Raw genomic sequence first — 25,584 nt, forward strand, 5'->3', positions numbered from 1 at the left:
CCGAGTCCTGGCTGCCGAGGCCAGAACTCCCCCTTGGACCGACCGTCTTGGACCGACCGTCTTGGACCCACCGGTCTTACTCCCAGCGGAAGAGCGCGCCCGCCGCGCCGAGTCCGACCGCGGCCCAGACGGCGAGGATCCCGAGATCGCCCCACGGCATCGCGGCGCCGTGCTGGAGGATCTCCCGCAGTCCGTCGGAGAGCGCCGAGATCGGCAGCAGTCCGAGCACCGACCGGGCCGCGTCCGGGAACTCGTCCAGCGGCACGATCACCCCGCCGCCCACCAGGAGCAGCAGGAAGACCAGGTTGGCGGCGGCCAGGGTGGCCTCGGCGCGCAGGGTGCCCGCCATCAGCAGGCCGAGACCGGAGAAGGCCGCGGTGCCCAGCACGAGCAGGGGCAGTACGGCGAGCGGGTTGCCCTGGGGGGACCAGCCCAGCGCGAAGGCGATCACCGTCAGCAGCACGATCTGGAGCACTTCGGTGACCAGGACGGAGAGCGTCTTCGCGGTCATCAGGGCCCAGCGCGGCAGCGGTGACACGGCGAGCCGCTTGAGCACTCCGTACCGCCGCTCGAAGCCGGTGGCGATGGCCTGGCCGGTGAACGCCGTGGACATCACGGCGAGCGCGAGGACGCCGGGGGCGAGGAAGTCCACCGCCTTGTCCGTGCCGGTGTCGACGACGTCGACCGTCGAGAACAGTGCCAGCAGCAGGGACGGGATGATCACGGTCAGCAGCAGCTGTTCGCCGTTGCGCAGGAGCAGCTTCGTCTCGAACGCCGTCTGCGCCCCGATCATCCGGAGCAGCGGGGCGCCGCCGGGCGCCGGGGCGTACGTACCGGCGCCCGTACCTCCCCGGCGGGTGTCACGGGTGCCGCCGGTGCTCGTACCGGTGCTCATGAACGCAGCTCCTTGCCGGTCAGTTCGAGGAAGACGTCCTCCAGCGTGTGCCGCTCCACGGCGATCCCGTCCGCCATCACTCCGTGCTGCGCGCACCAGGAGGCCACCGTGGCCAGCAGCTGCGGGTCGACCGTGCCGGTGACCCGGTACACGCCGGGCGTCAGCTCGGCCGCCTCGGTGCCGTCGGGCAGTGCCTTCAGCAGGGAGCCGAGGTCGAGCCCGGGGCGTCCGGTGAAGCGCAGGGTGTTCTCCGCGCCCCCGTGGCACAGCTCGTCGGGGCTGCCCTGGGCGATGACCCGGCCGGCGTCGATGATCACGACATCGTCGGCCAGCGTCTCGGCCTCGTCCATGAAGTGCGTGGTCAGCACCACGCCGACGCCGTCGGCGCGCAGCTCGCGGACGAGTTCCCAGGTGGAGCGGCGGGCCTGCGGGTCGAGCCCGGCGGTGGGCTCGTCCAGGAAGACCAGCTCGGGGCGGCCGACGACGGCCAGGGCCAGCGCGAGTCGCTGCTGCTGCCCGCCGGAGAGCCGCCGGTAGGTCGTACGGCCGCAGCCGCCGAGGCCGAGCCGTTCCGTCAGCGCGTCCACGTCGAGCGGGTTCGCGTGCAGCCGGGCCATGTGGCGCAGCATCTCTCCGGCGCGCGCGCCGGAGTACACGCCGCCGGACTGGAGCATCACGCCGATGCGCGGGCGGAGCCGGGCGGCGTCGGCGACGGGGTCGAGTCCGAGCACGCGCACGGTGCCGGCGTCGGGTGTGCGGTAGCCCTCGCAGGTCTCGACCGTGGTGGTCTTGCCCGCCCCGTTGGGGCCGAGGACGGCGGTGACCGTACCGGCGCGTACCACCAGGTCCAGGCCGTCCACCGCGGTCTTCGTCCCGTAGCGTTTGACCAGGCCCCGGACCTCGACGACCGGCTCTCCGGAGCCCCGGCCCGCGGCGGACCCGCTTTCGGGCAGGGGGGCACCCGCGATGTCGCTGTACATGCCGGGAAGTCTAGGCAGCCCCGCGGCCCTTTCGGCCCGCGGGGCCCAAGGGCCGCTCACGCCCCCGGGCGGGCCGCTCGCTCGTACGAAAGGGAGCGCCCGCCTCTCCCCCACGTGCGACCCGCACGCCCGGAAAAGGGGCGCGCGGGCACCGGACGTGCGGCTCCCGTGCGCCGCGCGCGGGGCTCCTACGCTGCACGAACGCCCTTTCTTAGGTAACCCTAAGTGATAAAGCGCACCACTGGTGGCTGCGGACCGTGGTTGTCACGGCCGAAGGAATTACGCAACAATGGCGTTGTGAAATACGTTGGCGAGGCTCCTCAGGAGGAACTCGCGACCGGTGAGCACTCCACTCGCAACCGGGTCGCGCGCTCCGTCCTGGACCACGGTCCTTCCACCGTTTCCGAACTGGCCGGGCGCCTCGGACTCACCCAGGCGGCCGTCCGCCGCCATCTCGACGCACTCGTCGCGGATTCCGTGGTGGAGCCGCGTGACCAGCGGGTGTACGGCTCGCGTGGACGCGGTCGGCCCGCCAAGGTGTTCGCCCTGACCGACTGTGGCCGGGACGCCTTCGACCAGTCCTACGACCAGCTCGCCGCCGACGCCCTGCGCTGGATCGCGCGGACGGCCGGCGACGGGGAACTGGGCGAGGCGGCCGTCACCGCCTTCGCCCGCGCACGGATCGCCGCCCAGGCCGAGGCCTACCGCGAAGCGATCCAGTCCGCCGAACCCGACGAACGTACCCAGGCACTCGCCAAGGCGCTGAGCACCGACGGGTACGCTGCTACGGCTCGTAGCGCGCCGAACCGGCAGGGCGAGCAGCTCTGCCAGCACCACTGCCCGGTCGCGCACGTGGCGGAGCAGTTCCCCCAGCTGTGCGAGGCGGAGACCGAGGTCTTCTCCCAGCTGCTCGGAACGCATGTGCAGCGTCTGGCCACCATCGCTCATGGCGACGGGGTCTGCACGACCTTCATTCCCCGCGCCACCTCACAGACCACTCATCACGCATCTGAAAGCACAGCCGGGAGGAACCCCGCATGACGCTCCCCACAGAGACTGCCCACCCCGAACTCGAGGGCCTGGGTACGTACGAATTCGGCTGGGCCGACTCCGACGCCGCCGGCGCCGCCGCCAAGCGAGGCCTTTCCGACGCTGTCGTCCGTGACATCTCGGATAAGAAGAACGAGCCGGAGTGGATGCTCAAGCTCCGGCTCAAGGGCCTGCGGCTGTTCGACAAGAAGCCCATGCCGAGCTGGGGCTCGGACCTGTCGGGCATCGACTTCGACAACATCAAGTACTTCGTCCGGTCCACCGAGAAGCAGGCCGCTTCCTGGGAGGACCTGCCGGAGGACATCAAGAACACGTACGACAAGCTCGGTATCCCGGAGGCGGAGAAGCAGCGCCTGGTCGCCGGTGTCGCCGCCCAGTACGAGTCCGAGGTCGTCTACCACCAGATCCGTGAGGACCTGGAGGAGCAGGGCGTCATCTTCCTGGACACCGACACCGCGCTCAAGGAGCACCCGGAGCTCTTCCAGGAGTACTTCGGCACGGTCATCCCGGTCGGCGACAACAAGTTCGCGTCGCTGAACACGGCCGTGTGGTCCGGCGGATCGTTCATCTACGTGCCGAAGGGCGTGCACGTCGACATCCCGCTCCAGGCCTACTTCCGTATCAACACGGAGAACATGGGCCAGTTCGAGCGGACGCTGATCATCGTCGACGAGGACGCCTACGTCCACTACGTCGAAGGCTGCACCGCCCCGATCTACACCTCGGACTCGCTGCACAGCGCCGTGGTCGAGATCATCGTCAAGAAGGGCGGGCGCTGCCGCTACACGACCATCCAGAACTGGTCGAACAACGTCTACAACCTGGTCACCAAGCGCGCCGTGGCCTACGAGGGCGCGACCATGGAATGGGTCGACGGCAACATCGGCTCCAAGGTCACCATGAAGTACCCGGCCGTCTACCTGATGGGCGAGCACGCCAAGGGCGAGACCCTGTCCATCGCCTTCGCGGGCGAGGGCCAGCACCAGGACGCCGGCGCCAAGATGGTCCACATGGCCCCGCACACCTCGTCGAACATCGTCTCCAAGTCGGTGGCGCGCGGTGGCGGCCGTACCTCGTACCGCGGTCTGATCGAGATCGGCGAGGGCGCCGAGGGCTCCAAGTCCAATGTGCTCTGTGACGCGCTGCTGGTGGACACCATCTCGCGGTCCGACACCTACCCGTACGTGGACGTCCGCGAGGACGACGTGTCCATGGGCCACGAGGCGACCGTCTCCAAGGTCTCCGAGGACCAGCTCTTCTACCTGATGAGCCGTGGTCTGACCGAGTTCGAGGCGATGGCGATGATCGTGCGCGGCTTCGTCGAGCCGATCGCCAAGGAGCTGCCCATGGAGTACGCGCTGGAGCTCAACCGGCTGATCGAGCTGCAGATGGAAGGCTCCGTCGGCTAGTGCCGGTGCTGGTGCCGAGACCGGCACCAGCACGGGCCCGTCCCGTCCCGACGCGCCTTTCCCCGGGCAGCGACCGATTCCTTACGCAGAGGCAGAGAGAGAGCACGACGACAGCCATGGCTGAGGCTCAGAACATTCCGGTGGGTTCCACCACCGCCGGTTCGATCGCGGTGGCCGCCGAGTCGACCGTCGCCACGCGCATGAGCGCGTCCCCCTCCTTCGACGTCGCGGACTTCCCTGTCCCGCACGGTCGTGAGGAGGAGTGGCGGTTCACGCCGCTGGAGCGGCTGCGCGGTCTGCACGACGGCACCGCCGTCGCGGCGGACGGCGGCGTCACGGTCGAGGTGACGGCCCCCGAGGGCGTCACCGTCGAGACCGTCGGCCGCGACGACGCCCGGATCGGCAAGGCCGGTACGCCGGTGGACCGGGTCGCCGCCCAGGCGTTCTCCTCGTTCGAGAAGGCCTCGGTCGTCTCGGTGCCCAAGGAGACCGTGCTGAGCGAGCCGGTCCGGATCACCGTCCAGGGCCAGGGCGGGACCGCCTACGGTCACCAGATCATCGAGCTCGGGGCCTTCGCCGAGGCCGTCGTGGTCATCGACCACGCCGGCGACGGAGTGCTCGCGGCCAATGTCGACTACCTGATCGGGGACGGCGCCAAGCTGACCGTCGTCTCCGTCCAGGACTGGGACGACAAGGCCGTCCACGTCGCCCAGCACAACGCGCTGGTCGGCCGCGACGCCTCGTTCAAGTCCGTCGTCGTCACCTTCGGCGGCGATGTCGTACGGCTGCACCCGCGCGTGCGGTACGCGGGCCCCGGCGGCGAGGCCGAGCTGTTCGGCCTCTACTTCACCGACAAGGGCCAGCACCAGGAGCACCGCCTCCTGGTCGACCACAACGCCCCGCACTGCAAGTCCAACGCCGTGTACAAGGGCGCCCTCCAGGGCGACGACGCGCACGCCGTATGGATCGGTGACGTCGTGATCCGGGCTTCGGCCGAGGGCACCGACACCTACGAGATGAACCGCAACCTCGTTCTCACGGACGGCGCGCGGGTCGACTCCGTGCCGAACCTGGAGATCGAGACCGGTGAGATCGCCGGCGCCGGTCACGCCTCGGCCACCGGCCGCTTCGACGACGAGCAGCTCTTCTACCTGATGGCCCGCGGCATCCCGGAGGCCGAGGCCCGCCGTCTGGTGGTCCGCGGCTTCTTCGCCGAGCTGGTCCAGCAGATCGGACTGCCCGACGTCGAGCAGCGCCTGCTCGCCAAGATCGAGGCGGAGCTGGAGACAGTCTCATGAGTGGGCCGGCGACCTTCGTCCGCGCCTGTGGACTGGGAGAGCTGGAGGACGACACCCCGAAACGGGTGGAGCTCGACGGCGTTCCCGTCTCCCTCGTCCGTACCGAGGGCGAGGTGTTCGCGATCAACGACATCTGCTCGCACGCGAACGTGTCGCTGTCGGAGGGCGAGGTGGAGGACTGCATGATCGAATGCTGGTTGCACGGCTCCAGCTTCGACCTCCGTACCGGCAAGCCGTCCGGCCTTCCCGCGACGCGCCCCGTCCCCGTATACCCCGTCAAGATCGAAGGGGACGATGTGCTCGTCTCCGTCACCCAGGAGTCCTGAGTCACCCATGGCAACGCTTGAAATCCACGACCTGCACGTCTCCGTCGAGGCCGAGAACGGCCCCCGCGAGATCCTCAAGGGCGTCGACCTGACCGTCAAGCAGGGCGAGACGCACGCCATCATGGGCCCCAACGGCTCCGGCAAGTCGACTCTCGCCTACTCCCTCGCGGGCCACCCCAAGTACACGATCACCGGTGGCACCGTGACCCTGGACGGCGAGGACGTCCTGGAGATGACCGTCGACGAGCGCGCCCGCGCCGGTCTCTTCCTCGCGATGCAGTACCCCGTCGAGGTCCCCGGCGTCTCCGTCTCCAACTTCCTGCGCACCTCGGCCACCGCCGTGCGCGGCGAGGCCCCCAAGCTGCGTACCTGGGTGAAGGAGGTCCGGGAGACCATGGAGCGTCTCCAGATGGACCCCGCCTTCGCCGAGCGCAACCTGAACGAGGGCTTCTCCGGCGGCGAGAAGAAGCGCCACGAGATCCTTCAGCTCGAACTGCTCAAGCCCAGGATCGCGGTGCTCGACGAGACCGACTCCGGTCTCGACGTGGACGCGCTGCGGGTCGTCTCCGAGGGCGTCAACCGCGTCCGCGAGTCCGGCGAGGTCGGCACCCTGCTGATCACGCACTACACGCGGATCCTCCGCTACATCAAGCCCGACTTCGTGCACGTCTTCGCACAGGGCCGCATCGCCGAGTCCGGCGGCGCGGAGCTGGCCGACAAGCTGGAGAACGAGGGCTACGAGGCATACGTGAAGGGTGGCCCCGTAAGCGGAGTGAACTCAAAGGAGGACGTCGCGTGACACAGCTGCCGGGCCTTCTCACCTCGTCGGATCAGCTGCTCGACGAGGCGATCCGCAAGGATTTCCCCATCCTCGACCGGGTGATCCATGACAAGAAGCTCGTGTACCTGGATTCCGCCGCGACCTCGCAGAAGCCGCGCCAGGTACTCGACGCGCTGAACGAGTACTACGAGCGGTACAACGCGAACGTCCACCGCGGTGTGTACACGATCGCCGAGGAGGCCACGGCGCTGTACGAGGGTGCCCGCGACAAGGTCGCCGCCTTCATCAACGCGCCGAGCCGCGACGAGGTGATCTTCACCAAGAACGCCTCCGAGTCGCTCAACCTCGTGGCCAACATGCTCGGCTGGGCCGACGAGCCCTACCGGGTGGACCACGAGACCGAGATCGTCATAACGGAGATGGAGCACCACTCCAACATCGTGCCGTGGCAGCTGCTCGCGCAGCGCACGGGCGCGAAGCTGAAGTGGTTCGGCATCACCGACGACGGCCGCCTCGACCTGTCCAACATCGACGAGATCATCACCGAGAAGACGAAGATCGTCTCCTTCGTGCTGGTCTCCAACATCCTGGGCACGCAGAACCCGGTCGAGACGATCGTCCGCCGCGCGCAGGAGGTCGGTGCGCTGGTCTGCATCGACGCCTCGCAGGCCGCCCCGCACCAGGTGCTCGACGTACAGGCGCTCCAGGCCGACTTCGTGGCCTTCACCGGCCACAAGATGGTCGGCCCGACGGGCATCGGTGTGCTCTGGGGCCGGCAGGAGCTGCTGGAGGACCTTCCGCCGTTCCTGGGCGGCGGCGAGATGATCGAGACCGTGTCGATGCACTCGTCGACGTACGCCCCGGCGCCGCACAAGTTCGAGGCGGGTACGCCCCCGATCGCGCAGGCCGTCGGCCTCGGCGCGGCCGTGGACTATCTCTCCGCGATCGGCATGGACAAGATCGCCGCGCATGAGCATGTGATCACCGAGTACGCGGTGAAGCGCCTGCTACAGGTCCCCGACCTGCGGATCATCGGTCCGGAGACGGCCGAGGACCGTGGCGCCACGATCTCCTTCACGCTGGGCGACATCCACCCGCACGACGTGGGCCAGGTGCTGGACGAACAGGGCATCGCCGTCCGGGTGGGACATCACTGCGCACGGCCGGTCTGCCTGCGGTACGGAATTCCCGCGACCACGCGAGCGTCTTTCTATCTGTACTCCACTCCGGCCGAGGTCGACGCACTGGCCGAGGGGCTGGAGCACGTCCGTAACTTCTTCGGATGAGGACTTGAGAGGCTGATGTGAGGGGCTGTCCGTGAAGCTGGATTCGATGTATCAGGACGTCATCCTGGACCACTACAAGCACCCGCACGGGCGCGGTCTGAGGGACGGCGACGCCGAGGTGCACCACGTCAATCCGACGTGTGGTGACGAGATCACACTGCGTGTGCGGTACGAGGGTTCGCGGATCGCGGACGTCTCGTACGAGGGCCAGGGCTGCTCGATCAGTCAGGCCAGCGCGTCCGTGCTGAACGACCTCCTGGTCGGCAAGGAGCTGGCCGAGGCCCGGCGGATCCAGGACACCTTCCTGGAGCTGATGCAGTCCAAGGGCCAGCTCGAACCGGATGACACGATGGAGGAGGTGCTGGAGGACGCGGTCGCGTTCGCCGGCGTCTCCAAGTACCCCGCCCGGGTCAAGTGCGCCCTGCTCAGCTGGATGGCGTGGAAGGACGCGACGGCCCAGGCTCTGGGTGACGACGCGACGGGTGACAGCGCGACGAAGGAGACGGCATGAGCGAGAACGAGACCGTGACGATGAAGCCGGCCTCCGAGGAAGAGGTCCGCGAGGCTCTGTACGACGTCGTCGACCCCGAGCTGGGTATCGATGTCGTGAACCTCGGCCTGATCTACGGCATCCACATCGACGACTCGAACATCGCCACCCTGGACATGACCCTGACGTCCGCGGCCTGTCCGCTGACCGATGTGATCGAGGACCAGGCGAAGGCGGCGACGGACGGGATCGTCAACGAGCTCAAGATCAACTGGGTCTGGATGCCGCCGTGGGGCCCGGACAAGATCACGGACGACGGCCGCGAGCAGCTGCGGGCGCTGGGCTTCAACGTCTGAGCGCACGTTCCTGTACCGAAGCGTCTGAGCGCGCATTGCGTATGCCGAGGGCCCCACGACCGGGATGGTCGTGGGGCCCTCGGCGTTGTGCGCGGCCCCGGAGAGACGGTCAGGCGGTCAGGCGGGCCGGGTGGCTGCCGCCTCGGCCAGGGCGGGGGCCAGGTTCTCCTTGCGGATGCGCTGGTCCACGTAGAGCAGGTTCAGTACGAGCGGCGGGAACGTCGCCGAGAAGATCTGGCTGATCAGCTGCCCGAACATGATCACCAGCAGGTAGCCGCTCACAGCCGCGACGATCTGGCCGGCGGTCGGATCGTCGGCGAGGGCCGATGTGTCGATCATGTCGGGCAAGCCGGCCGTGAGGCTGAGCACTTGCTGGATGAGCGACCCGGCGAGGCCCGCCATCAGGGCGGCCAGCAGCGAGGTGGCGAAGATCCGCCACCAGGCGCCGCGCACCAAGGCGACTGACCGGCGCAGGGACGCGACCGGGCCCTGTGACTCGATCACGGCGATCGACGGGGCCAGGCTGAAGCGGACCCAGAGCCAGACCGCCAGAGGGCCGAGTACCAGCAGGCCGAGGAAGCCGAGCGGGATCAGCCAGACCGCCCAACTCGCGTCGCCCAGGGTGAGATAGGTGACCAGGGCGCCGCCGAAGCCCAGGACGAACAGGGCGGCCGGGATGAAGCCGATCAGCCCGCTGAGGGCAACGGTGCCGAGCACCGCGGGAACCCGCGCCGATGCCCTACGCCAGACCGCGCCGACGGTTGTCGGCCGGCCCAGGACGGCCTCCTGGGCTATCGCCGGGCAGGCGGCCTGGATCAGTGCCGAGGCGGCCAGCAGCGTCAGCATGCCGACGAGCCAGAGGCAGCCGAACGCGATCAGCGGGGGCCTGATGTCGTCCCAGGACGGATCCGCGTTCCCGGCCGGGTCGATGACCCGCGACAGGTGGTCGCCGACGGCGGCGTACGCGGTCCAGGCCGCGGCCGCGAGTACCAGGGCGGCGGCGCCGTACGCCATGGCGGCCAGGCCGAAGAGCTGCTTCCAGTAGCGGCCCATCGTGGCGAAGGTGCCGGTCAGTATGTCGCTCGTGCTGAGCGGGCCCAGGGGTATCACTCCGGGTTTGGGCGGCTGAGGAGGCGGCGTCCAACCGGCATAGCCGTACGGACCGTTGTCGTAGGGGCCGTCCCCGTACGGTCCGTTCCCGCCCCACCCCGTGCCCTGCGTCACCGCTGTGCTCCGTTCGCCGTCGTGTCGTCAAGTGTCGTCACGTGTGGTCACGTGTCGTTCGTCGTGTCGTTGTCATGTCTTTGTCGTCCTGGTTCGGACGGCACACCGTAACCGGTCGGCGGGGGGCCGTGGTGATCAGGCGCTGTGTACGGTCGTACCTATCGATGTGTACACTCGTACGCATGGGATATGGACTGCTGGCCGCCGCGATAGCGGCGGAGGTGGCCGCGACGACGGCCATGAAATACAGCGAGGGCTTCACGCGCCTGTGGCCCTCGCTGCTGACCGTGACCGGGTACGTGCTCGCCTTCGCTCTGCTCGCGCAGACCCTCAAGACCATTTCCATAGGCACCGCGTACGCGGTCTGGTCCGGTGCGGGGACGGTGGCCGTCGCGATCATCGGGATTCTGTTCATGAACGAGTCGGCGAGTATGGTCAAACTGGCGGGAATTGCCCTGGTGGTCGTGGGCGTCGTCGTACTCAACTTCGGAGGGGCCCACTGATGAGCCGTCGTTACGACCCCGAGCGGCGCCAGCGGATCATCGATGCCGCGATCCGGGTGGTGGGCCGGAGCGGTATCGCGGGGCTGAGCCACCGCACGGTCGCCGCCGAGGCCGATGTGCCGCTCGGCTCGACCACGTACCACTTCGCCTCCCTGGACGAACTGCTGGTCGCCGCGTTGCGACAGGCCAACGAGGGGTTCGCGACGGCGGTACGGGAGAGTGGCGCGCTCGCCGACCCCGGGTGCGATGTCGCCGGGGAGCTGGCCCGGCTCACCGGGGAGTGGCTCGGCGGGGACCGTACCGGCGTGGAGCTGGAGTACGAGCTGTATCTCGCGGCCCTGCGCCGCCCCGCGCTGCGTCCGGTCGCCGCGGAGTGGTGCGGCGCGGTCGCCGAGGCGCTGGCGTCGCGCATCGACCCCGTCACCGCGCGGGCGCTGGTCGCACTGCTGGACGGGATATGTCTCCATGTGCTGCTGACGGACGCGCCGTACGACGCCGACTACACGCGTGTGATGCTGGCGCGGCTGATTCCGTGAGTGTTCCGCGGTGAGTGTTCCGCGGTGTTCCGTGAGTGTTCCGCGGGTGTCGGCTTGTCGGCGGCCCCTTCCCGGCCGCCCGGCGCGCGGCGGTAGGTTGTGCCGATGAACATCCCACCCCCGGGGCCCGAGATCACCTACGCCGAGTGCCGGCAGTGCGGAACGCTGATCGCCGGGCTGGACGGCCGTTACAGCTGTGGCGTCTGCGGCTGGGTCAACCACCACTCGGAGGGGCACGGCCCACTGCCGCGCGCGGAGGACGACGTCGATCACGAGGTGGGCGGCTCCGAGAGCAACAGACTGAGCTGAGGGCGCGGGTGGTGGCGTACAGCGCGTGGTGGCGTACAAACGTTGACGACGCGCGGCCGGTGGGGCGCGCGGCCGTTGCCGCGCCCGTCTCCTGAGACCGGTTCGCCCCGGTGCTGTCCGGCCCGTTAAGTTTTGGGCATGACCGACACGACTTCCCCCCGTACCACCGGCGCCGTCGCCGCCGGCCTCGCCACCCTCACCGAGGACGGCACCGTCCTCGACACCTGGTTCCCCGCCCCCGAGCTCTCCGCCGAGCCCGGACCGGCCGGCACCGAGCGGCTGACCGCCGAGCGTGCCGTGGAACTGCTCGGGGACGGTGCGGCCAAGGCCATCGGGCCCGACGCGCGTCGTGGGGTCGAGGTTGTCGCCGTCCGTACCGTCATCGCCTCGCTCGACGACAAGCCGCTGGACGCGCACGACGTGTACCTGCGTCTGCACCTGCTCAGCCACCGCCTGGTCGCGCCCCACGGCCAGAACCTGGACGGCCAGTTCGGGCTGCTCGCCAATGTCGCCTGGACCTCGCTCGGTCCGGTCGCCGTGGACGCGCTGGAGACCGTACGGCTCAATGCGCGCGCCGAGGGCCTGCACCTTCAGGTGACCTCGGTCGACAAGTTCCCGCGGATGACCGACTACGTCGCCCCCAAGGGTGTCCGGATCGCCGACGCCGACCGGGTACGGCTCGGCGCGCACCTCGCCGCCGGTACGACCGTGATGCACGAGGGCTTCGTCAACTTCAACGCGGGCACGCTCGGCACCTCCATGATCGAGGGCCGGATCTCCGCGGGCGTCGTCATCGGCGACGGCTCCGACGTCGGCGGCGGCGCGTCCACCATGGGCACGCTCTCCGGCGGCGGCAAGGAGCGCATCGTCATCGGCGAGCGCTGCCTGATCGGCGCCGAGGCGGGGATCGGGATCGCGCTGGGCGACGAGTGCGTGGTCGAGGCGGGGCTGTACGTCACGGCCGGTACGCGCGTCACGCTGCCCGACGGGCAGGTCGTCAAGGCGCGCGAGCTGTCCGGCGCGAGCAACATCCTCTTCCGCCGCAACTCGGTCACCGGCGCCGTCGAGGCCCGCCCGAACAACGCGGTGTGGGGCGGCCTCAACGATGTCCTCCACAGCCACAACTGACCCACGACCGGACCGCGCCACCAACTCTCCGTACGCACAGCAGCCCGTCGGCCGTCTCCCGGCCGGCGGGCTGCTGCGGTTCACGCACCGGCCTGCCCGGCGGCAGCCCAGCCGGTCGAGCAGCGTCTTCACGGCGACGGCGCGCGAGCGCCCGCATATCGGCATCGAACAGTGATCGGCCGCCCGTTCGGAATGCGGCAGGATGCCTCTCATGACGTCTCGTCTTCGCCCGGCGTCGCCGGTGGAGCGTAAAGATCTGCCCCCGTCCGGTGACGGTGCCCCGAACAACGGCGTGCTGGAAGGGGTTTCGGGGTAACCGTGGCCGGACTGTCAGTGGGGGCTGGTCCAATAGAGGACATGGAGGGCATGACGAACATGAACACCGAAAACGCCAATCGGGGCGATGCGGGGCAGGGCGATGCCGACCGAGGCGCGCCGGAGCAGGGTGAGCCCGACCGGGGTGAGCCCGACCGGGCGGAGCTGAAGGCGCTGCGTGCCGCCTTTCCGGCGGAGCGCTGCCTGCCGCCGCTGGGCTGGGACGCGGTCCGCGCCTTCGAGCGCGAGCAGGGGATCGTCCTGCCCGAGCCGTACCGCACGCTGGTCGCCGAGATCTGCGACGGATGCAGCGACGGGCCCGCCGACATCGACGGGCTGATACCCGTGGCCGCGCTGCCCGCCGACTGGGGCTGCGACCAGACGCAGCGGGTGCTGTCCGAGCCGTTCCCGCTCACCGAGGCGTGGGTGTGGGAGGACGACCCCCGGCCGTACGAGGAGATAGAGCCGCTCATCGACGCGGTCGCCAACTACGGGAGCGTGGTGCTGGGTACGGACGGCTGCGGGATGTACTGGCATCTGGTGGTCACCGGTCCGCACCGGGGCCGAATATGGAACATCAGTGACGTGGGCGCGGCGCCGTTCGGAGCGGCGTTCGGCCACACCACGGCGGACGAGGGGTTCGCCGGCTGGGTGGCGCACTGGGCCACCTCGCGGCGGTCGTGGTTCGACGTCGTCGTGTGACGGGGCGACTCCCGACTGTCTGACTGCGTGACGGACCGACGGACCGACGGGCATATGGGGTGACGGACCTACCGGTCTACGGGGTAGCGGGGTGACGGGGACGGGGTGACCGTATGGGGGAGTGACCGGGGAGGGCCGACGGCCGCCGCCACGGCCTGTTGACCTCAACCGCACTTCATCTTTGAGCATGGTGGCCTGAGGCGCACCGCGGGGGTGCGCTACGAGGAGGCACCGCCATGTCCGTACGGATCACCGACCTGCCCGAGATCACCCGGCCCGGCGTGGGGGTCGTCATGGCCAGTACCTGGCGCGTCGGCACGCCCGAGCGGCAGCGCGCCGCCGTCGAGGCCATCACCGGGGCCTGGCGGAGCCGTGAGTGGCCGGACGTCGGCCTGCTCTCGTACAGCGTCCTCACCGGCAACGACGGGGACACCCTGCTCCACTACTCGCAGTGGAGCGACGTGGAGGCGCACCAGGAGTTCGTCCGCACGTTCCGGGACGAGCGCAACGCGGAGATCGACGCGGCCGTACCGGGGATCGAGCGCGTCGGGCTGCGCTCGTACGAGCCGTACCGCGGCGAGGCCGGGGACGGGAGCGTGGTGCCGGGCTGTGTCGTGATCGTGGACGTCGAGTTCGACGGCCCCGACTCCGGGCGTCAGAAGAGCTGGGTCGATGCCGTCTTCGCGGCCCTCGGCAGTGACCCGGCCACGCCCGACGGTGGGCTCTCGGCGCACTTCCACGTCAGCACGGACGGGACGCGGGTGCTCAACTACGCGGAGTGGGCGAGCGAGGAGGCGCATGTCGCCGCGCTGGGTGCGCCCGGGGACGGGGTCGGTTCGGTCACCGACGAGTGGAAGCGGGTGCAGAGTTACCCGGGGCTGAAGGGCAGCACGGTGAGGCGGTACACCCCGGCGATCAGTCTCAGCGCCGGGTGAGAGGGGCTCCGGCGGACGCGTTCCGGATCCGCTTCGGAGGTACGGCGGAGCTGTTCCGGGTTCGCTCCGGCCCAGCGCGGTGGCCCGGTCGGGCGGGTGCCGTGAGAGCGGTGGCCCGGCCGTCGTGGGGTACGGCCGGACCACCGCGGCTTCTCAGGGGCGGAAGCGCAGCACCTGCGGGTCGTGGTCGCTGTTCTGCTCGGCGAACTCCGCGTTGATGTGCACGCTGTCGTAGTCGAAGGAGCCGGAGGTGATCGACGGGCTGGTCAGGATCTGGTCCAGGACCTGGGCATTGCCCTGGTAGACGTACGAGTAACGCTCGGCGGCCGGCAGGGACTTCACCGCCGGGTACAGCGCGCCGTCGGCGCTCAGCGCCTTCGCCGTACCGGAGAACTCGAAGTCGTTGATGTCGCCCAGGACGAGGACATCCGCGTCGCGCTGGACCGCGAGGATGTCCTTGACGAAGGTGTTCACCGTCCGCGCCTGCTGGAGCCGCTGGACCTCGGACGAGCGGTTCACCGGCTGGTGGTGCGAGGTCAGACTCTCGTCACCGCCCTTGGAGGCGAAGTGGTTCGCGACCACGAAGACCGGGCGCCCGCGGAAGGAGAACTCGGCGGCGAGCGGCTTGCGGCTGTTGGTCCACGCGTCGTTCGCCGGGTCCACGCGGCCGGGGGAGAGCGTCAGCGCCGCGCGGCCCTTGGTCCGTACGACATCCGTCGCCGTCGTCGCGTCCCCGCCGGGCCGGTCGGTGAAGGAGACGCGTGCGGGGTTGTAGAGGAAGACCTGGCGGATGTTTCCGCCGGGCTCGCCGCCGTCCTTGTTGTTCTCCGGATCGATCGTGCGCCAGGCGTACGAGGGCCCGCCGGCCTTGCTGATCGCCGCCGTGAACCGCTTGATCGTCTCCTCGGCGGACACCGTGCCGTCGTCCTTGGCGCCCGTGCTGTCCTGGATCTCCTCCAGGGCCACGACGTCCGGCGAGGAGAGGTTGTGGACGACGCCCGAGGCGAGCGCGTCGAACTTGCTCTGCGCGTCGGACGGATCGAGGTTCTCGACGTTGTACGTGGCGACGGCCAGTTCGCCGTCCCGCTGCGGGCGGGTGGTCTCGCGGGCGAGCTTCCGGTCGGTGATCTCGCCGAGCGTACGGGCGACCAGCGTGTAGCCGCCGAACTGGTTGAAGTCCAGGGGGCCTTCGGTGGTCCCGGTCAGGGCGTCGCCGACGTTCGCCGCCGGGAACGGCCGCTCGGCGGCGGGCGCGAGCTGCTGGACCTGGAGCCGGCCGGTGTTCTGGGAGGTGTACGAGCCGTAGACCGTACCGCCGCGGCGGCTGTCGTTCTCGTGCGGCTTCACCGTCACCCACAGCTCCGCGTACGGGTCGGTGGCGCCGACCACGCGCGAGCTGCCGATGCGGACGTTCATGCCCTCCAGCGACTCGTAGTAGTCCAGGGCGTAGCTGCGGGGCTTCAGGCGCAGGCCGTTGATGCTGTTGCCGGCGGCCGCGTTCCCCTTCGGGGCGTACGTGGCGGGCACCGACTTCGCCGAGATGGTGACCGGCGCGGGCACTCGGCTGCCGGAGGAGACGACCGTCACCTTGGGCGAGGAGATCTGTGTGAGCGACTGGTTGCCGGAGGCGGCGCCGCCGGGGACGTACTCCGTGACCGTGCCGGAGACCGTGACCGAGTCGCCCACGGCGACGGTCGGTACGGAGCCGGTGTAGACGAAGATGCCCTCGCTGGTGGCGGGGTTGTTGTCGGGGGCCTGGTCCTGGATCCAGAAGCCCCGGGAGCCGGAGGTCCGTACGCCGGTGACGATGCCGGGGACGTCCGTGACGGGGGTGCCCACCAGCGGTGATATCCGGCCGGTGCCCTGGATGCCATGGATCCGGGTCTCGGCGGCGGAGGCGGGGCCGGCGACGGCCAGCAGCCCGGCGGCCAGGGCGATGGCGACGAGAGCCGGCACGGCGGCCGTTCTCGGTACGGAGGAAGGCATCACAGAACTCCGGGGGGAGGGAGGGCGAGGGAAGGGAGAGAGACGGCAATGCCGCATGTCTACGCGCGTCAATCTCTTGGCTGGACGGGGTACTTGTCAAGAGGTTCCAGGTGTAGGGAGGTTGTCGGGTACATGAACCAGGTGGGATGGGGTCAAATACGTCTACGCTGGGGGCCGCCTCGACCCGTACGCCGCAAGGAGAATCGCCAGATGACCGGAGACCACCCGACCCTGCCGCCGGTGCGACTGCCCTCGGACGCGGAGCTGGCCCGGGACGCGCTCGCCGCACCGCTGCTCGTCCGGGCCGTGTCCCTCGCCCGCTGGGCCGGGCCGGGGACACGGGTGCGGGCCGGGGGCGAACTCGTCGACGAGCAGCTGCCGGCCGCGGCCGAACTGCTGGGGCTCGGCGACGAACTGTCGGAGGGTGACGCCGAGGCGTACGCGAGTGAGGCGTGGCGGGTCGCGGTCGACACGGCGCTGGTCGAGGTGGAGGACCAGGACGAGGACGGGAGCCCGGCGGCCGACGGAACCTTGGGTGTGGACCACGAGGCTGCCGAGGGGCGTGTCAGGGCGGGCGAGCAGCTCGCGCTGGTCACCTCCGGCTCGCCCCAGGACATCCTGTCGCTCTGGCTCGACGCCCTGGACGTCGTGTTCGCGGACGCGACCGCGCCGGTCCTGGACGATCTGGCCGCGGCCATCGGCGACGACGGCGAGATCGACTTCGAGACGCTCGACTGGGACCCGGAGCTGGAGGCGGAGTTCCTGGAAGGCGTCCTCGGCAACCTCTATCTGCTCACGGTCGCGGACGGAGGCGCCACGGAAGGGGCCGTACCCCTGCCCGTACTCGCCGCGTCGATGGTCGTGCCCGACGACATGGGCGAACCCACCGACGACATCCTTGAGCAGGTGTCCGAGGCGATGATGCGGCTGGACGACCAGTTCCGGCTGCTGGAGCCGATCGGGCTCGTCTCGTACGTACCCGTGGACGAGGCCCTGATGGCCGAGGAGGACGCGGGCGGCGCACCCGGTGCCGCGGAGCCCGTGGACGAGGAGGATGTCTCGCGGTACGGAATGGTCCGGCTGACCGCCCTCGGACTGTACGGAATCCGGGCCCGGATGCTGGAGGCCGGCGTCGAAGCGCCCCTCGTCGGCGACCTCGCGGACAAGGACGCGCACGCGCTGCTCGACGGCATCGCGCACTTCCCCGAGCTGGCCGCCCGCGCCGAGACGGAGCAGTGGCTGGCCCGCCGTGCTCCGGCCGACGCGGCCCACGAGCTGCTGGCCGCCGCGCGCGGCACTGATGCAGGCGCGCCGCTGCGGCGGCTGCACTGCCAGCAGGCGCTGTCCCTGGTCGGTGCGGAGGCCGAGCCGGCGGTACGGGACGTCCTCGACGACGCGGAACTGGGCGGCCTGGCCCGTGTCTGGCTCGCCGAACTGGGCGCGGGCGACGTGCCGCCGCCGCCCGAGTCGATGATCTTCTGGCTCGCCATCGACACGATCGCCGCGCAGCTGGACTCGGAGGGCGAAGCGGACGAGCTCCAGGAGCTGGTCGAAGGCCTGGTCGGGCAGCACAGCGGGTTCTTCGAAGCGGCGTGGCGGGTGGACCACCCGGCGACGGTGGAGGTGCTGGAGGAGATGGGACGGCTGCACCGGGACCGCGGGGTGTCGAAGGACGCCAGGAAGGCGGCGTTCAAGGCGAGGTCGCGCGGGGGCAGTTGAGGTCTGAGGCTGTGCGGGGGCAGCTGAGGTCGGAGGTCGCGCGGGGGCGGTCGAGGCCGGAGGCGTAGGGCCGCCGGGGTCCCTCAGTGGAGGTACGACGCTCCGTTGAGGTCCAGGACCGCACCCGACGACCACTGCGCCCCCGGCGACGCCAGCCACAGCACCGCCTCCGCGATCTCCTCCGGTTCGGCGACCCGTCCGAACGGGCTCTGCGCGCGGATCGCTTCGCCCGCCTCGCCGGACAGCCGGTGCGCGACGCGCTCCGTGGCGAAGAAGCCCGGTGCCACGGACGCCACGCCGATGCCGTACGGGGCCAGGGAGACGGCCAGGGACTGGCCGAGCGCGTGGACGGCCGCCTTGGTCGCGCCGTACGCCGGGTGGTCCGGTTCGCCCCGGAAGGCGCCCCGGGATCCGATGTTGACGATCCGGCCCGGTGAGGCGCGCTCGATCATGGAGTGGGCGGCGCGGTGGCTGAGCAGGGCCGTGGCCAGGAGGTTGACGGACATGTGGCGCTGCCAGGCCGCCGCCCACTCCTCGTACGACGTCGTGGCCGGCGGGTGGGGCTCGTTCACCGCCGCGTTGTTGACCAGGACGTCGATTCCGCCGAGCGTTTCGGCCGCCTCGTCGGCGACCTGGGCCGCGCCCGCCGGGTCCGACAGATCGCCGCCCACCAGTATGTGGCCCGTGCCGGACAGCGACTCCAGGGTCAGCCGGGCGTCGGAGGCGCGGCTGCCGTAGTGGACGGCGACGCGGTCGCCGTTGGCGGCGAAGGCTCGGGCGACGGCGCGGCCGAGGCCGCGGGAGGCGCCGCTGATGAGGACGCGGCGGCCGGTGGCGGGGAGGTTCATGGGGAAGTGGGCCTCTCGTTGTCGTCGGAACCATGTCGTGGGGACCAGGACCATGATCTCGCACTTGAGGATTCCTCATCCGACAGCGCCGAGCGCTTGGCCGAGGCCGATTTCCCGGGCCATCGGATTGCCGTAACGGCAACAATGTTTGCGCTTTTCGGGGTCGCGGTCGCATGGTCGTCGTCAAGGAGGTGGTCGCAATGACCAACCAGCTGGCGAACAGCTATGACGTGGTCGTGGTCGGTGGTGGCGCCGCGGGGCTGAGCGGGGCGCTGATGCTGGTCAGGGCGCGGCGCTCGGTGCTGGTGATCGACGCCGGTGCCCCGCGCAACGCCCCGGCCGCGGGCGTGCACGGGCTGCTGGCCCGGGACGGGATCCAGCCGGCCGAGTTGCTGGAACGAGGCCGGGCCGAGGTCCGTGGCTACGGCGGGCACGTGGTGTCCGGCGAGGTCGCCGCGGTGGCCCGGGACGACAAGGGGCTGGAGGTGGTGCTGTCCGACGGGCGCACGGTCGGTGCGCGTCGGTTGCTGGTGGCGACCGGGCTGGTCGACGAGCTGCCGGACGTACCGGGATTGCGGGAGCGGTGGGGGCGGGACGTGGTGCACTGCCCGTACTGCCACGGCTGGGAGGTCCGTGACCAGGCCATCGGCGTGCTGGCCGACGGGCCCATGGCGGTGCACCAGGCGCTGCTGTTCAGGCAGTGGAGCGACGATGTCACGCTCTTCTCCCACACCATGGCTCCGCCGGCCGGCGAGGAGGCGAGGCAGCTTGCCGCCCGTGGCATCCGCGTGGTGGACGGCGAGGTGGCGTCTCTGGAGATCGCCGACGACCGCCTTGTGGGAGTACGGCTCGGCGACGGCACCCTTGTGGCCCGCGAGGCGGTGACGGTCGCGTCGCGGATGGTGCCGCGCGCCGGCTTCCTGGCGGGGCTCGGGCTGCGGCCGCAGGAGCATCCGAGCGGGCTCGGTGAGTACATCCCCGCCGATGCGAGTGGTCGTACGGACGTGCCCGAGGTGTGGGTCGCGGGCAATGTCACCAACCTGGCCGCCCAGGTCGGTGCGGCCGCGGCCGAGGCCGCCGCCGCGGCGGCCCAGATCAACGCGGACCTGATCGCCGAGGAGACCCGGGAGGCGGTCGCCGCCTACCGGGACCCCGTTCTCGGCTGAGCCCGAAGCGCCACATCCTCTGGAGGCGCGCCTCCAGGGGATGGCGACGGGTGACCGTCGCCATCCCCTCGTGCCGCAGGAAGCACCGTGACCCCGTGCACCGGGAAACGCCATGACCCGTGAACCAGGGGCGGGTGGCTCGGTACCGGCGCTCAGTACCGTGCGTGACCACCGCCGTGCCGCGCGTGGTGGTCACGCGCTGAAGGACCGGTCGAGCGGTACCCCGGACGGGCACCGCTGTCCGGTGGCGTCAACCGGCGCGTGTTCGGCGGGCTGACCGACGCGTCGTTCCCGACGGTCTCGTCGCCGGAGGCGGAACGGGCCGCGAACCGGCCCTGGAAGGGGTGATCCGGCTGTCCGTCGGTTGCCGGGCATGGCGCGGCGGGGCTTCTTGGGCGCATACTCCAAGTAATGACAAAGTCAGCCGGATCCCGGCGCCACCTGCCGTCCAGTCCCTTCAACCGCCAGGCCCCGGCCTCACCTCCGCCCGAGCAGTTCGATGTGGGGGACCGTGTCTCCCACGACCAGTTCGGTCTGGGCAGAGTCGTCGGAGTCGAGGGCGAACATGCCGTGCTCATCGATTTCTCGGGGCGACAGGGGAGGATCCTGAGCCCCTTCGTCAAGCTCACCAAGCTCTAAAGCCGGGCCTGCAAGCCTGGTGGAGCCTGGAGGCCGAGCCCCCGGGCCGCCGCGGACCGTTCAGGACCCGCGACGGACCGGCGGGCCGGCCGGTGCGCGGCGCGCGACTCGTAGCCCACTCCCGCAAGCCGCTGCTCGTAGCCCGTCGTTCAGAGCGCCTTCGCGGCGGGCTTGACCATGCCGCGGACCGTACGTGACTTGACGAACTCCCCCATGGCGGTCATCTCCCACTCGCCGGAGAACTGCTTGATCAGCTTGGCCATCATCACGCCGGTCTGCGCTTCGGCGCTGGTCAGGTCGAAGCGCACCAGCTCCTCGCCGCTGGCCGCGTCGATCAGCCGGCAGTAGGCCTTGGCGACCTCGGTGAACTTCTGTCCCGTGAAGGAATTGACCGTGAAGACCAGGCCGGTCGCGTCGGCGGGCAGCTGGCCGAGATCGACGACGATCACCTCGTCGTCGCCCCCGCCCTCACCCGTGAGGTTGTCACCGGAGTGCTTGATGGCTCCGTTGAGGATGGACAGCTTGCCGAAGTAGCAGCTGTCCAGGTGGTTGCGGTTCGGGCCGTACGCGATCACGGAGGCGTCGAGGTCGATGTCCTTGCCCCGGTACGCGGGCTCCCAGCCGAGGCCCATCTTGACCTTGGAGAGCAGCGGGCTGCCGCCCTTGACCAGGGACACCGTCTGGTTCTTCTGGAGGTTGACCCGGCCCTTGTCCAGATTGATCTTTCCGCTGCCGGGCGCCGCCGCGGGGGCGGGCGGGGCGGCCGGGGCCGGGGGAGCGGCGACACGCGGGTCGGCGATGGCGGCCGCCGGGGCGGGCGCGACGGGAGCCGGGGCCGGCGCGGGCTCCTCGACCGAGACGCCGAAGTCGGTGGCGATCCCGGCCAGCCCGTTGGCGTACCCCTGACCGACCGCGCGGACCTTCCACGCTCCGTTCCGCAGGTAGACCTCCACGATCACCAGGGCGGTCTCCGAGCCCAGCTGCGGCGGGGTGAACGAGGCGAGCGCGGTGCCGTTGGCCGCGTCACGGACCGTGGCCGTGGGCTCGACGCCCTGGAAGCTCTGTCCCGCCGCGTCCGGACTCGCGGTGACGACGATCTTCTCGATGCCGGCCGGAACGGCACCGGTGTCGATGACGATCGCGTCGGGCGCCGTGCCCCCGCCCGAGCGATAACTGACACCGGGGCCGGTCGGCTGGTTGTAGAAGATGAAGTCGTCGTCTGAGCGCACCTTGCCGTCGGCGGTGAGCAGCAGGCCCGATACGTCGAGCCGCACGGGAGCGGCGACGTCCACCGCTACGTGGGCGGTGGGAAGAGGGATGTTCGAGCCGGGGGTCATAGCTGTCATGCCAGGCGTAACGAACGACCTGGCTTTGCCGTTCCCTTACCTTCCCCCGTTCGCCCCGGCAAATCGTTCCGGCTCGTTCCCCTCCTCTGCCCGGTCCTCCCGGTCCGCCCAGCCCACCGGGCTCAGTGGGGCCACCGCGGCGGGTCGGTGACGAAGCTGCCGCCCAGGTACGCGTGGTCCGGCCTGTCCGGGTCCAGCTCGCCCTGGTTCGCGACGAGCTTCTCCGCGTACTGCTCCGAGTCGTCCTGGGGCTCGTACCCCAGCGCCCGCGCGGACGTCAGGTCCCACCACAGCCGGGTGTTCGCGGACGAGCCGTAGACGACGCTGTGGCCGACGTTCCCGGCGGTGAGCGCGGCATGGAAGAGCCGGGCGCAGTCCCCCGGACTCAGCCAGATGGAGAGCATCCGTACCGAGGTGGGCTCCATGAAGCAGGATCCGATCCGTACGGAGACGGTCTCCATGCCGTGCAGGTCCCAGTAGAGCTGGGCGAGATCCTCGCCGAAGCACTTGGAGAGGCCGTAGTACGTGTCGGGGCGGCGCGGGGTGTCGATCGGGATCAGCGGGTCGTCGCCCTGGGGGCGCGGCGTGAAGCCGACCGCGTGGTTGCTGGAGGCGAAGATCGTGCGCCGGACGCCTTCCGCGCGGGCCGCCTCGTACAGGTTGTACGTCCCCTCGATATTGGCGCGCAGGATCTTGTCGAAGGAGGCCTCCAGCGAGATGCCCGCGAGATGGATGACCGCGTCGACCCCTCGCACCGCCTCGCGCAGCGCTTCCTTGTCCGCGAGATCGGCGGTGATGGCGTCCGGCTCGCCCTCGATGGGGGTGGCGTCGAAGAGCCGCAGTTCGTAGCCGTACGCGGGCAGCAGGCCGCGCATCAGGGTGCCGAGGCCGCCGGCGGCGCCGGTGAGCAGGACGGTACGGGGTGCGGGCATGGGCGGAATCTCCTTGACGGCTCGGACCTGTGGACATAATTCACATGCTTGGACGCGCTGGGGGGTGCGGCGGAACATCGTCAAGTGTCGCCCGAACGGGGCGAATCCGCTTCAGGGTTGCGGCATCCCGTCTTGACCCGCCCGAGCGGCTGCCTTAGCGTGACGGAGTTCAGAAATATGGACATCAATCATAATTGTGCACGAGCGTCAGTGCTCGATGCTTGGCCAAGGGAGCGCCCCGTGACCTCAGCCCCGCTCGCCGTCCGTCTCACCGGAGGGTCCGGGCCGCTGTTCTTCCCCGTCACCGCGTACGGTCCCGACGGCGCCCTCGACCTCGACGTCTTCCGCGCGCATGTCCGCGCGGGCATCGACGCGGGAGCCGCCGCGGTCTTCGCGTGCTGCGGCACGGGTGAGTTCCACGCTCTCGCCCCGGACGAGTTCCGCGCCTGCGTCACCGTGGCCGTAGAGGAGAGCGCGGGCCGGGTGCCGGTCGTGGCGGGTGTCGGTTACGGAACCGCGCTCGCCGTCCACTACGCGAGGATCGCCGAGGAGGCCGGCGCGGACGGACTCCTCGCCATGCCTCCCTATCTGGTCGCCGCGGACCAGGCGGGGCTGCTGCGCCACTACACCGTGCTGGCCGGCGCCACCGGCCTGGAGACCATCGTCTACCAGCGCGACAACGCCGTCTTCACACCGGAGACCGTCGTCGAACTCGCCAAGGTGGACGGCGTCGTCGGCCTCAAGGACGGGTACGGCGACCTCGAACTGATGCAGCGCACCGTCAGCGCCGTACGCACCGAACTGCCCGGCCGGGACTTCCTCTACTTCAACGGCCTGCCCACCGCCGAACTCACCGGCCTCGCCTACCGGGGCATCGGCGTCACGCTCTACTCCTCCGCCGTCTTCTGCTTCGCCCCCGAGATCGCCCTGGCCTTCCACCGGGCCCTGGCCACCGGCGACGACACGACCGTGAACCGCCTCCTGGACGGCTTCTACCGCCCGCTGGTCGAACTGCGCGGGAAGGGCCGCGGATACGCCGTCTCGCTCGTGAAGGCGGGCGTCAGGCTGCGCGGGCTCGACGTGGGGGAGGTACGGCCCCCGCTGAGCGAACCGCCGCCCGCGCACATCAAGGAACTCACCGGGATCGTCGAACGGGGCTACGCCCTGCTCGCGGACACCCCGCAGACGGACGGCGCGGAAAGTCTTCTCAGGGACAAGGAGGCGAGCGCGTGAAGGCCTCCGTCTTCCTCTACCCCTGGGACGTCGTGGGTGATCCCGACGCCCCCGCCCGCGTCGCGGACCTCGGTGTCCAGCAGGTCACCCTCGCCTCCGCCTACCACTCGACGCGCGCCCTGACCCCGCGTCATCCGCGCCACCGCGTCGTCACCGCCGAGTACGCCGCCGTCCTCTACCCGCCGGACAGCGCCCGCTGGGCCGGGCACGAACCGCGTCCGTACCCGGCGGGCGACTGGGCGCCCGGCGACGCGTACGGAGAGGCCGCGAGGGCGCTGTCCGCCGCCGGTCTGGAGGTGCACAGCTGGGTGATCCTCGCGCACAGCTCCCGCCTCGGCGCCGAACATCCGGCGACCTCCGTGGTGAACGCCTACGGCGACCGCTACCCCTGGGCGCCCTGCATCGCACGGCCCGCCGTCGCCGCGTACCTGGTGGAGCTGGCGGCCGAGGCCGCCGTACGTCCCGGGGCGCGCGGCGTCGAGCTGGAGTCCTGCGGCTGGTACGGCTTCGGGCATCTGCACGCCCATGACAAGACCGCCGGTATCGGCCTCGGTGACGCGGCGCGGTATCTGATGTCGCTCTGCTTCTGCACCGTCTGCCGGGAGGGATACGCCGGCCTCGGGGCGTCCCCGGACGAACTGGCCGCCGCCGTACGGCGCGCGCTGGAGCCCGTCTGGGCCACGGGCGGCTCGGCCGAGGCGGGACGGGCCGCCGTCGAGAGGCTGCTCGGCGAGGATCTCGCCGCCGTCACCTTCGACTGGCGTTTCGGAGTCGCCCGTACGCTCCAGGAAACGGTGGTCGCGGCCGTACGGGCGGAGGCCGGCCCCGGCTTCCAGGTGCTGCTGCACGCCGACCCGGAGCCGTACCGCACGGGAGCCAACGTGGGCGTGGAACCGGCGCACATCCTGGGGGTCGCGGACGGGGTCGTCCTGCCGTGCGCCGGGGGCGCGGCGGAGGCGATGCTGAGCCCGTTCGCGGGCCACGGCACCGGATCCTCCGTACTGGCCGCCAACTTCAACGTCGTGAGCGGCATGGGCGGCAACCCGGCGGGCCTCGCCGAGGACGTGGCGCGGGCACGGTCGCTCGGAGCGACCGAACTGCGGCTGTACCACGCGGGTCTGGCCTCGAACGCGGACCTCGCGGCCGTCGCCGACGGACTCAGGAACAGCCGGACCGGCGGTTGAGGTGACGG

27 protein-coding genes are annotated in these 25,584 nt (G+C 70.5%); 20 read left to right on the forward strand and 7 right to left on the reverse strand.

What is annotated here, in order from left to right:
* Positions 1 to 76: 76 nt before the first annotated feature.
* Positions 77 to 895, reverse strand: coding sequence for an ABC transporter permease (locus ACIQD6_RS24920; RefSeq protein ID WP_401885901.1), 819 nt, complete (start codon positions 893 to 895; stop codon positions 77 to 79).
* Positions 892 to 1,875, reverse strand: a complete 984-nt coding sequence (locus tag ACIQD6_RS24925) for an ABC transporter ATP-binding protein (protein WP_401885904.1) — start codon at positions 1,873 to 1,875, stop codon at positions 892 to 894. The genes ACIQD6_RS24920 and ACIQD6_RS24925 overlap by 4 nt, the downstream gene beginning before the upstream one ends.
* 297 nt (positions 1,876 to 2,172) lie before the next feature.
* Here ACIQD6_RS24925 and ACIQD6_RS24930 point away from each other — a divergent pair, with 297 nt between their 5' ends.
* The 8 genes from ACIQD6_RS24930 (at position 2,173) to ACIQD6_RS24965 (ending at position 8,871) form a co-directional block, all read left to right on the forward strand.
* Complete coding sequence (locus ACIQD6_RS24930) at positions 2,173 to 2,916, forward strand: helix-turn-helix transcriptional regulator (RefSeq protein ID WP_401885907.1); 744 nt, start codon at positions 2,173 to 2,175, stop codon at positions 2,914 to 2,916.
* Positions 2,913 to 4,334: a Fe-S cluster assembly protein SufB gene (gene sufB / locus ACIQD6_RS24935; RefSeq protein ID WP_401885909.1), complete on the forward strand. Its 1,422-nt coding sequence runs from the start codon at positions 2,913 to 2,915 to the stop codon at positions 4,332 to 4,334. The genes ACIQD6_RS24930 and sufB overlap by 4 nt, the downstream gene beginning before the upstream one ends.
* Positions 4,335 to 4,450: 116 nt before the next feature.
* The gene (gene sufD / locus ACIQD6_RS24940; RefSeq protein WP_401885912.1) at positions 4,451 to 5,632 is read left to right on the forward strand and encodes a Fe-S cluster assembly protein SufD; all 1,182 of its coding nucleotides are present in this window, start codon (positions 4,451 to 4,453) and stop codon (positions 5,630 to 5,632) included.
* Entirely contained in the window at positions 5,629 to 5,958 is a 330-nt protein-coding gene (locus ACIQD6_RS24945) for a non-heme iron oxygenase ferredoxin subunit (RefSeq protein WP_401885914.1), read from the forward strand. Before sufD ends, ACIQD6_RS24945 begins: the two co-directional genes overlap by 4 nt.
* 7 nt (positions 5,959 to 5,965) lie before the next feature.
* A complete protein-coding gene (gene sufC / locus ACIQD6_RS24950; protein WP_401885915.1) occupies positions 5,966 to 6,757 on the forward strand; it encodes a Fe-S cluster assembly ATPase SufC in 792 nt (263 codons plus the stop codon).
* Positions 6,754 to 8,025, forward strand: a complete 1,272-nt coding sequence (locus tag ACIQD6_RS24955) for a cysteine desulfurase (protein ID WP_401885917.1) — start codon at positions 6,754 to 6,756, stop codon at positions 8,023 to 8,025. The genes sufC and ACIQD6_RS24955 overlap by 4 nt, the downstream gene beginning before the upstream one ends.
* Positions 8,026 to 8,056: 31 nt before the next feature.
* The gene (sufU, locus tag ACIQD6_RS24960) at positions 8,057 to 8,536 is read left to right on the forward strand and encodes a Fe-S cluster assembly sulfur transfer protein SufU (RefSeq protein ID WP_401885920.1); all 480 of its coding nucleotides are present in this window, start codon (positions 8,057 to 8,059) and stop codon (positions 8,534 to 8,536) included.
* Entirely contained in the window at positions 8,533 to 8,871 is a 339-nt protein-coding gene (locus tag ACIQD6_RS24965; protein ID WP_401885923.1) for a metal-sulfur cluster assembly factor, read from the forward strand. The genes sufU and ACIQD6_RS24965 overlap by 4 nt, the downstream gene beginning before the upstream one ends.
* A gap of 117 nt (positions 8,872 to 8,988) precedes the next feature.
* Here ACIQD6_RS24965 and ACIQD6_RS24970 read toward each other — a convergent pair whose 3' ends face one another.
* Positions 8,989 to 10,095 (reverse strand): oxidoreductase, encoded by a 1,107-nt coding sequence (locus ACIQD6_RS24970; RefSeq protein WP_401885926.1) that lies wholly within the window; start codon positions 10,093 to 10,095, stop codon positions 8,989 to 8,991.
* Between the two features lie 182 nt (positions 10,096 to 10,277).
* Between ACIQD6_RS24970 and ACIQD6_RS24975 the strand changes: the two genes are divergently transcribed.
* The 7 genes from ACIQD6_RS24975 to ACIQD6_RS25005 all read left to right on the forward strand — a co-directional run bounded on the left by ACIQD6_RS24975 (position 10,278) and on the right by ACIQD6_RS25005 (position 14,523).
* On the forward strand, positions 10,278 to 10,598 hold the full coding sequence (locus ACIQD6_RS24975) for a DMT family transporter (RefSeq protein WP_401885928.1): 321 nt from the start codon (positions 10,278 to 10,280) through the stop codon (positions 10,596 to 10,598).
* Complete coding sequence (locus ACIQD6_RS24980) at positions 10,598 to 11,134, forward strand: TetR/AcrR family transcriptional regulator (protein ID WP_401885931.1); 537 nt, start codon at positions 10,598 to 10,600, stop codon at positions 11,132 to 11,134. Before ACIQD6_RS24975 ends, ACIQD6_RS24980 begins: the two co-directional genes overlap by 1 nt.
* Positions 11,135 to 11,239: 105 nt before the next feature.
* On the forward strand, positions 11,240 to 11,443 hold the full coding sequence (locus ACIQD6_RS24985) for a hypothetical protein (protein WP_401885934.1): 204 nt from the start codon (positions 11,240 to 11,242) through the stop codon (positions 11,441 to 11,443).
* Between the two features lie 138 nt (positions 11,444 to 11,581).
* On the forward strand, positions 11,582 to 12,571 hold the full coding sequence (gene dapD / locus ACIQD6_RS24990) for a 2,3,4,5-tetrahydropyridine-2,6-dicarboxylate N-succinyltransferase (RefSeq protein WP_401885936.1): 990 nt from the start codon (positions 11,582 to 11,584) through the stop codon (positions 12,569 to 12,571).
* Positions 12,549 to 12,746 (forward strand): hypothetical protein, encoded by a 198-nt coding sequence (locus ACIQD6_RS24995; protein ID WP_401885938.1) that lies wholly within the window; start codon positions 12,549 to 12,551, stop codon positions 12,744 to 12,746. Before dapD ends, ACIQD6_RS24995 begins: the two co-directional genes overlap by 23 nt.
* A gap of 191 nt (positions 12,747 to 12,937) precedes the next feature.
* Positions 12,938 to 13,588 (forward strand): SMI1/KNR4 family protein, encoded by a 651-nt coding sequence (locus tag ACIQD6_RS25000; protein WP_401885941.1) that lies wholly within the window; start codon positions 12,938 to 12,940, stop codon positions 13,586 to 13,588.
* Positions 13,589 to 13,824: 236 nt separating this feature from the next.
* Positions 13,825 to 14,523: an antibiotic biosynthesis monooxygenase gene (locus ACIQD6_RS25005; protein WP_401885943.1), complete on the forward strand. Its 699-nt coding sequence runs from the start codon at positions 13,825 to 13,827 to the stop codon at positions 14,521 to 14,523.
* A gap of 153 nt (positions 14,524 to 14,676) precedes the next feature.
* Here ACIQD6_RS25005 and ACIQD6_RS25010 read toward each other — a convergent pair whose 3' ends face one another.
* Positions 14,677 to 16,509, reverse strand: a complete 1,833-nt coding sequence (locus ACIQD6_RS25010; protein ID WP_401885946.1) for an endonuclease/exonuclease/phosphatase family protein — start codon at positions 16,507 to 16,509, stop codon at positions 14,677 to 14,679.
* A 210-nt stretch (positions 16,510 to 16,719) separates the two neighbouring features.
* On the opposite strand from ACIQD6_RS25010, the gene ACIQD6_RS25015 reads away from it, so the two are divergent.
* On the forward strand, positions 16,720 to 18,228 hold the full coding sequence (locus tag ACIQD6_RS25015; RefSeq protein WP_401885948.1) for a hypothetical protein: 1,509 nt from the start codon (positions 16,720 to 16,722) through the stop codon (positions 18,226 to 18,228).
* An 83-nt stretch (positions 18,229 to 18,311) separates the two neighbouring features.
* On the opposite strand, the gene ACIQD6_RS25020 is transcribed toward ACIQD6_RS25015, so the two are convergent.
* Positions 18,312 to 19,076: an SDR family NAD(P)-dependent oxidoreductase gene (locus ACIQD6_RS25020; protein WP_401885951.1), complete on the reverse strand. Its 765-nt coding sequence runs from the start codon at positions 19,074 to 19,076 to the stop codon at positions 18,312 to 18,314.
* A gap of 200 nt (positions 19,077 to 19,276) precedes the next feature.
* Between ACIQD6_RS25020 and ACIQD6_RS25025 the strand changes: the two genes are divergently transcribed.
* Together ACIQD6_RS25025 and ACIQD6_RS25030 are read left to right on the forward strand one after the other, a co-directional pair.
* Positions 19,277 to 20,242 (forward strand): NAD(P)/FAD-dependent oxidoreductase, encoded by a 966-nt coding sequence (locus ACIQD6_RS25025; RefSeq protein ID WP_401885953.1) that lies wholly within the window; start codon positions 19,277 to 19,279, stop codon positions 20,240 to 20,242.
* Between the two features lie 411 nt (positions 20,243 to 20,653).
* Complete coding sequence (locus ACIQD6_RS25030) at positions 20,654 to 20,881, forward strand: hypothetical protein (RefSeq protein WP_401885954.1); 228 nt, start codon at positions 20,654 to 20,656, stop codon at positions 20,879 to 20,881.
* Positions 20,882 to 21,030: 149 nt separating this feature from the next.
* Here the strand turns inward: ACIQD6_RS25030 and ACIQD6_RS25035 are convergent, their stop codons facing one another.
* Both ACIQD6_RS25035 and ACIQD6_RS25040 read right to left on the reverse strand, forming a co-directional pair.
* Positions 21,031 to 22,227 carry a TerD family protein gene (locus ACIQD6_RS25035; protein WP_401885955.1) on the reverse strand — a complete coding sequence of 399 codons (1,197 nt, stop codon included), beginning with the start codon at positions 22,225 to 22,227 and terminating at the stop codon, positions 21,031 to 21,033.
* Between the two features lie 122 nt (positions 22,228 to 22,349).
* Positions 22,350 to 23,159 (reverse strand): NAD-dependent epimerase/dehydratase family protein, encoded by an 810-nt coding sequence (locus ACIQD6_RS25040; protein WP_401885957.1) that lies wholly within the window; start codon positions 23,157 to 23,159, stop codon positions 22,350 to 22,352.
* 240 nt (positions 23,160 to 23,399) lie between these two features.
* Here ACIQD6_RS25040 and ACIQD6_RS25045 point away from each other — a divergent pair, with 240 nt between their 5' ends.
* Both ACIQD6_RS25045 and ACIQD6_RS25050 read left to right on the forward strand, forming a co-directional pair.
* Positions 23,400 to 24,392, forward strand: coding sequence for a 5-dehydro-4-deoxyglucarate dehydratase (locus tag ACIQD6_RS25045; RefSeq protein ID WP_401885959.1), 993 nt, complete (start codon positions 23,400 to 23,402; stop codon positions 24,390 to 24,392).
* Positions 24,389 to 25,576, forward strand: coding sequence for a hypothetical protein (locus ACIQD6_RS25050; RefSeq protein ID WP_401885961.1), 1,188 nt, complete (start codon positions 24,389 to 24,391; stop codon positions 25,574 to 25,576). The genes ACIQD6_RS25045 and ACIQD6_RS25050 overlap by 4 nt, the downstream gene beginning before the upstream one ends.
* Positions 25,577 to 25,584 lie beyond the last annotated feature (8 nt).

Origin of the sequence: Streptomyces sp. NPDC088400, from assembly GCF_044753355.1 — a bacterium.
Classification (GTDB): Bacteria; Actinomycetota; Actinomycetes; order Streptomycetales; family Streptomycetaceae; genus Streptomyces.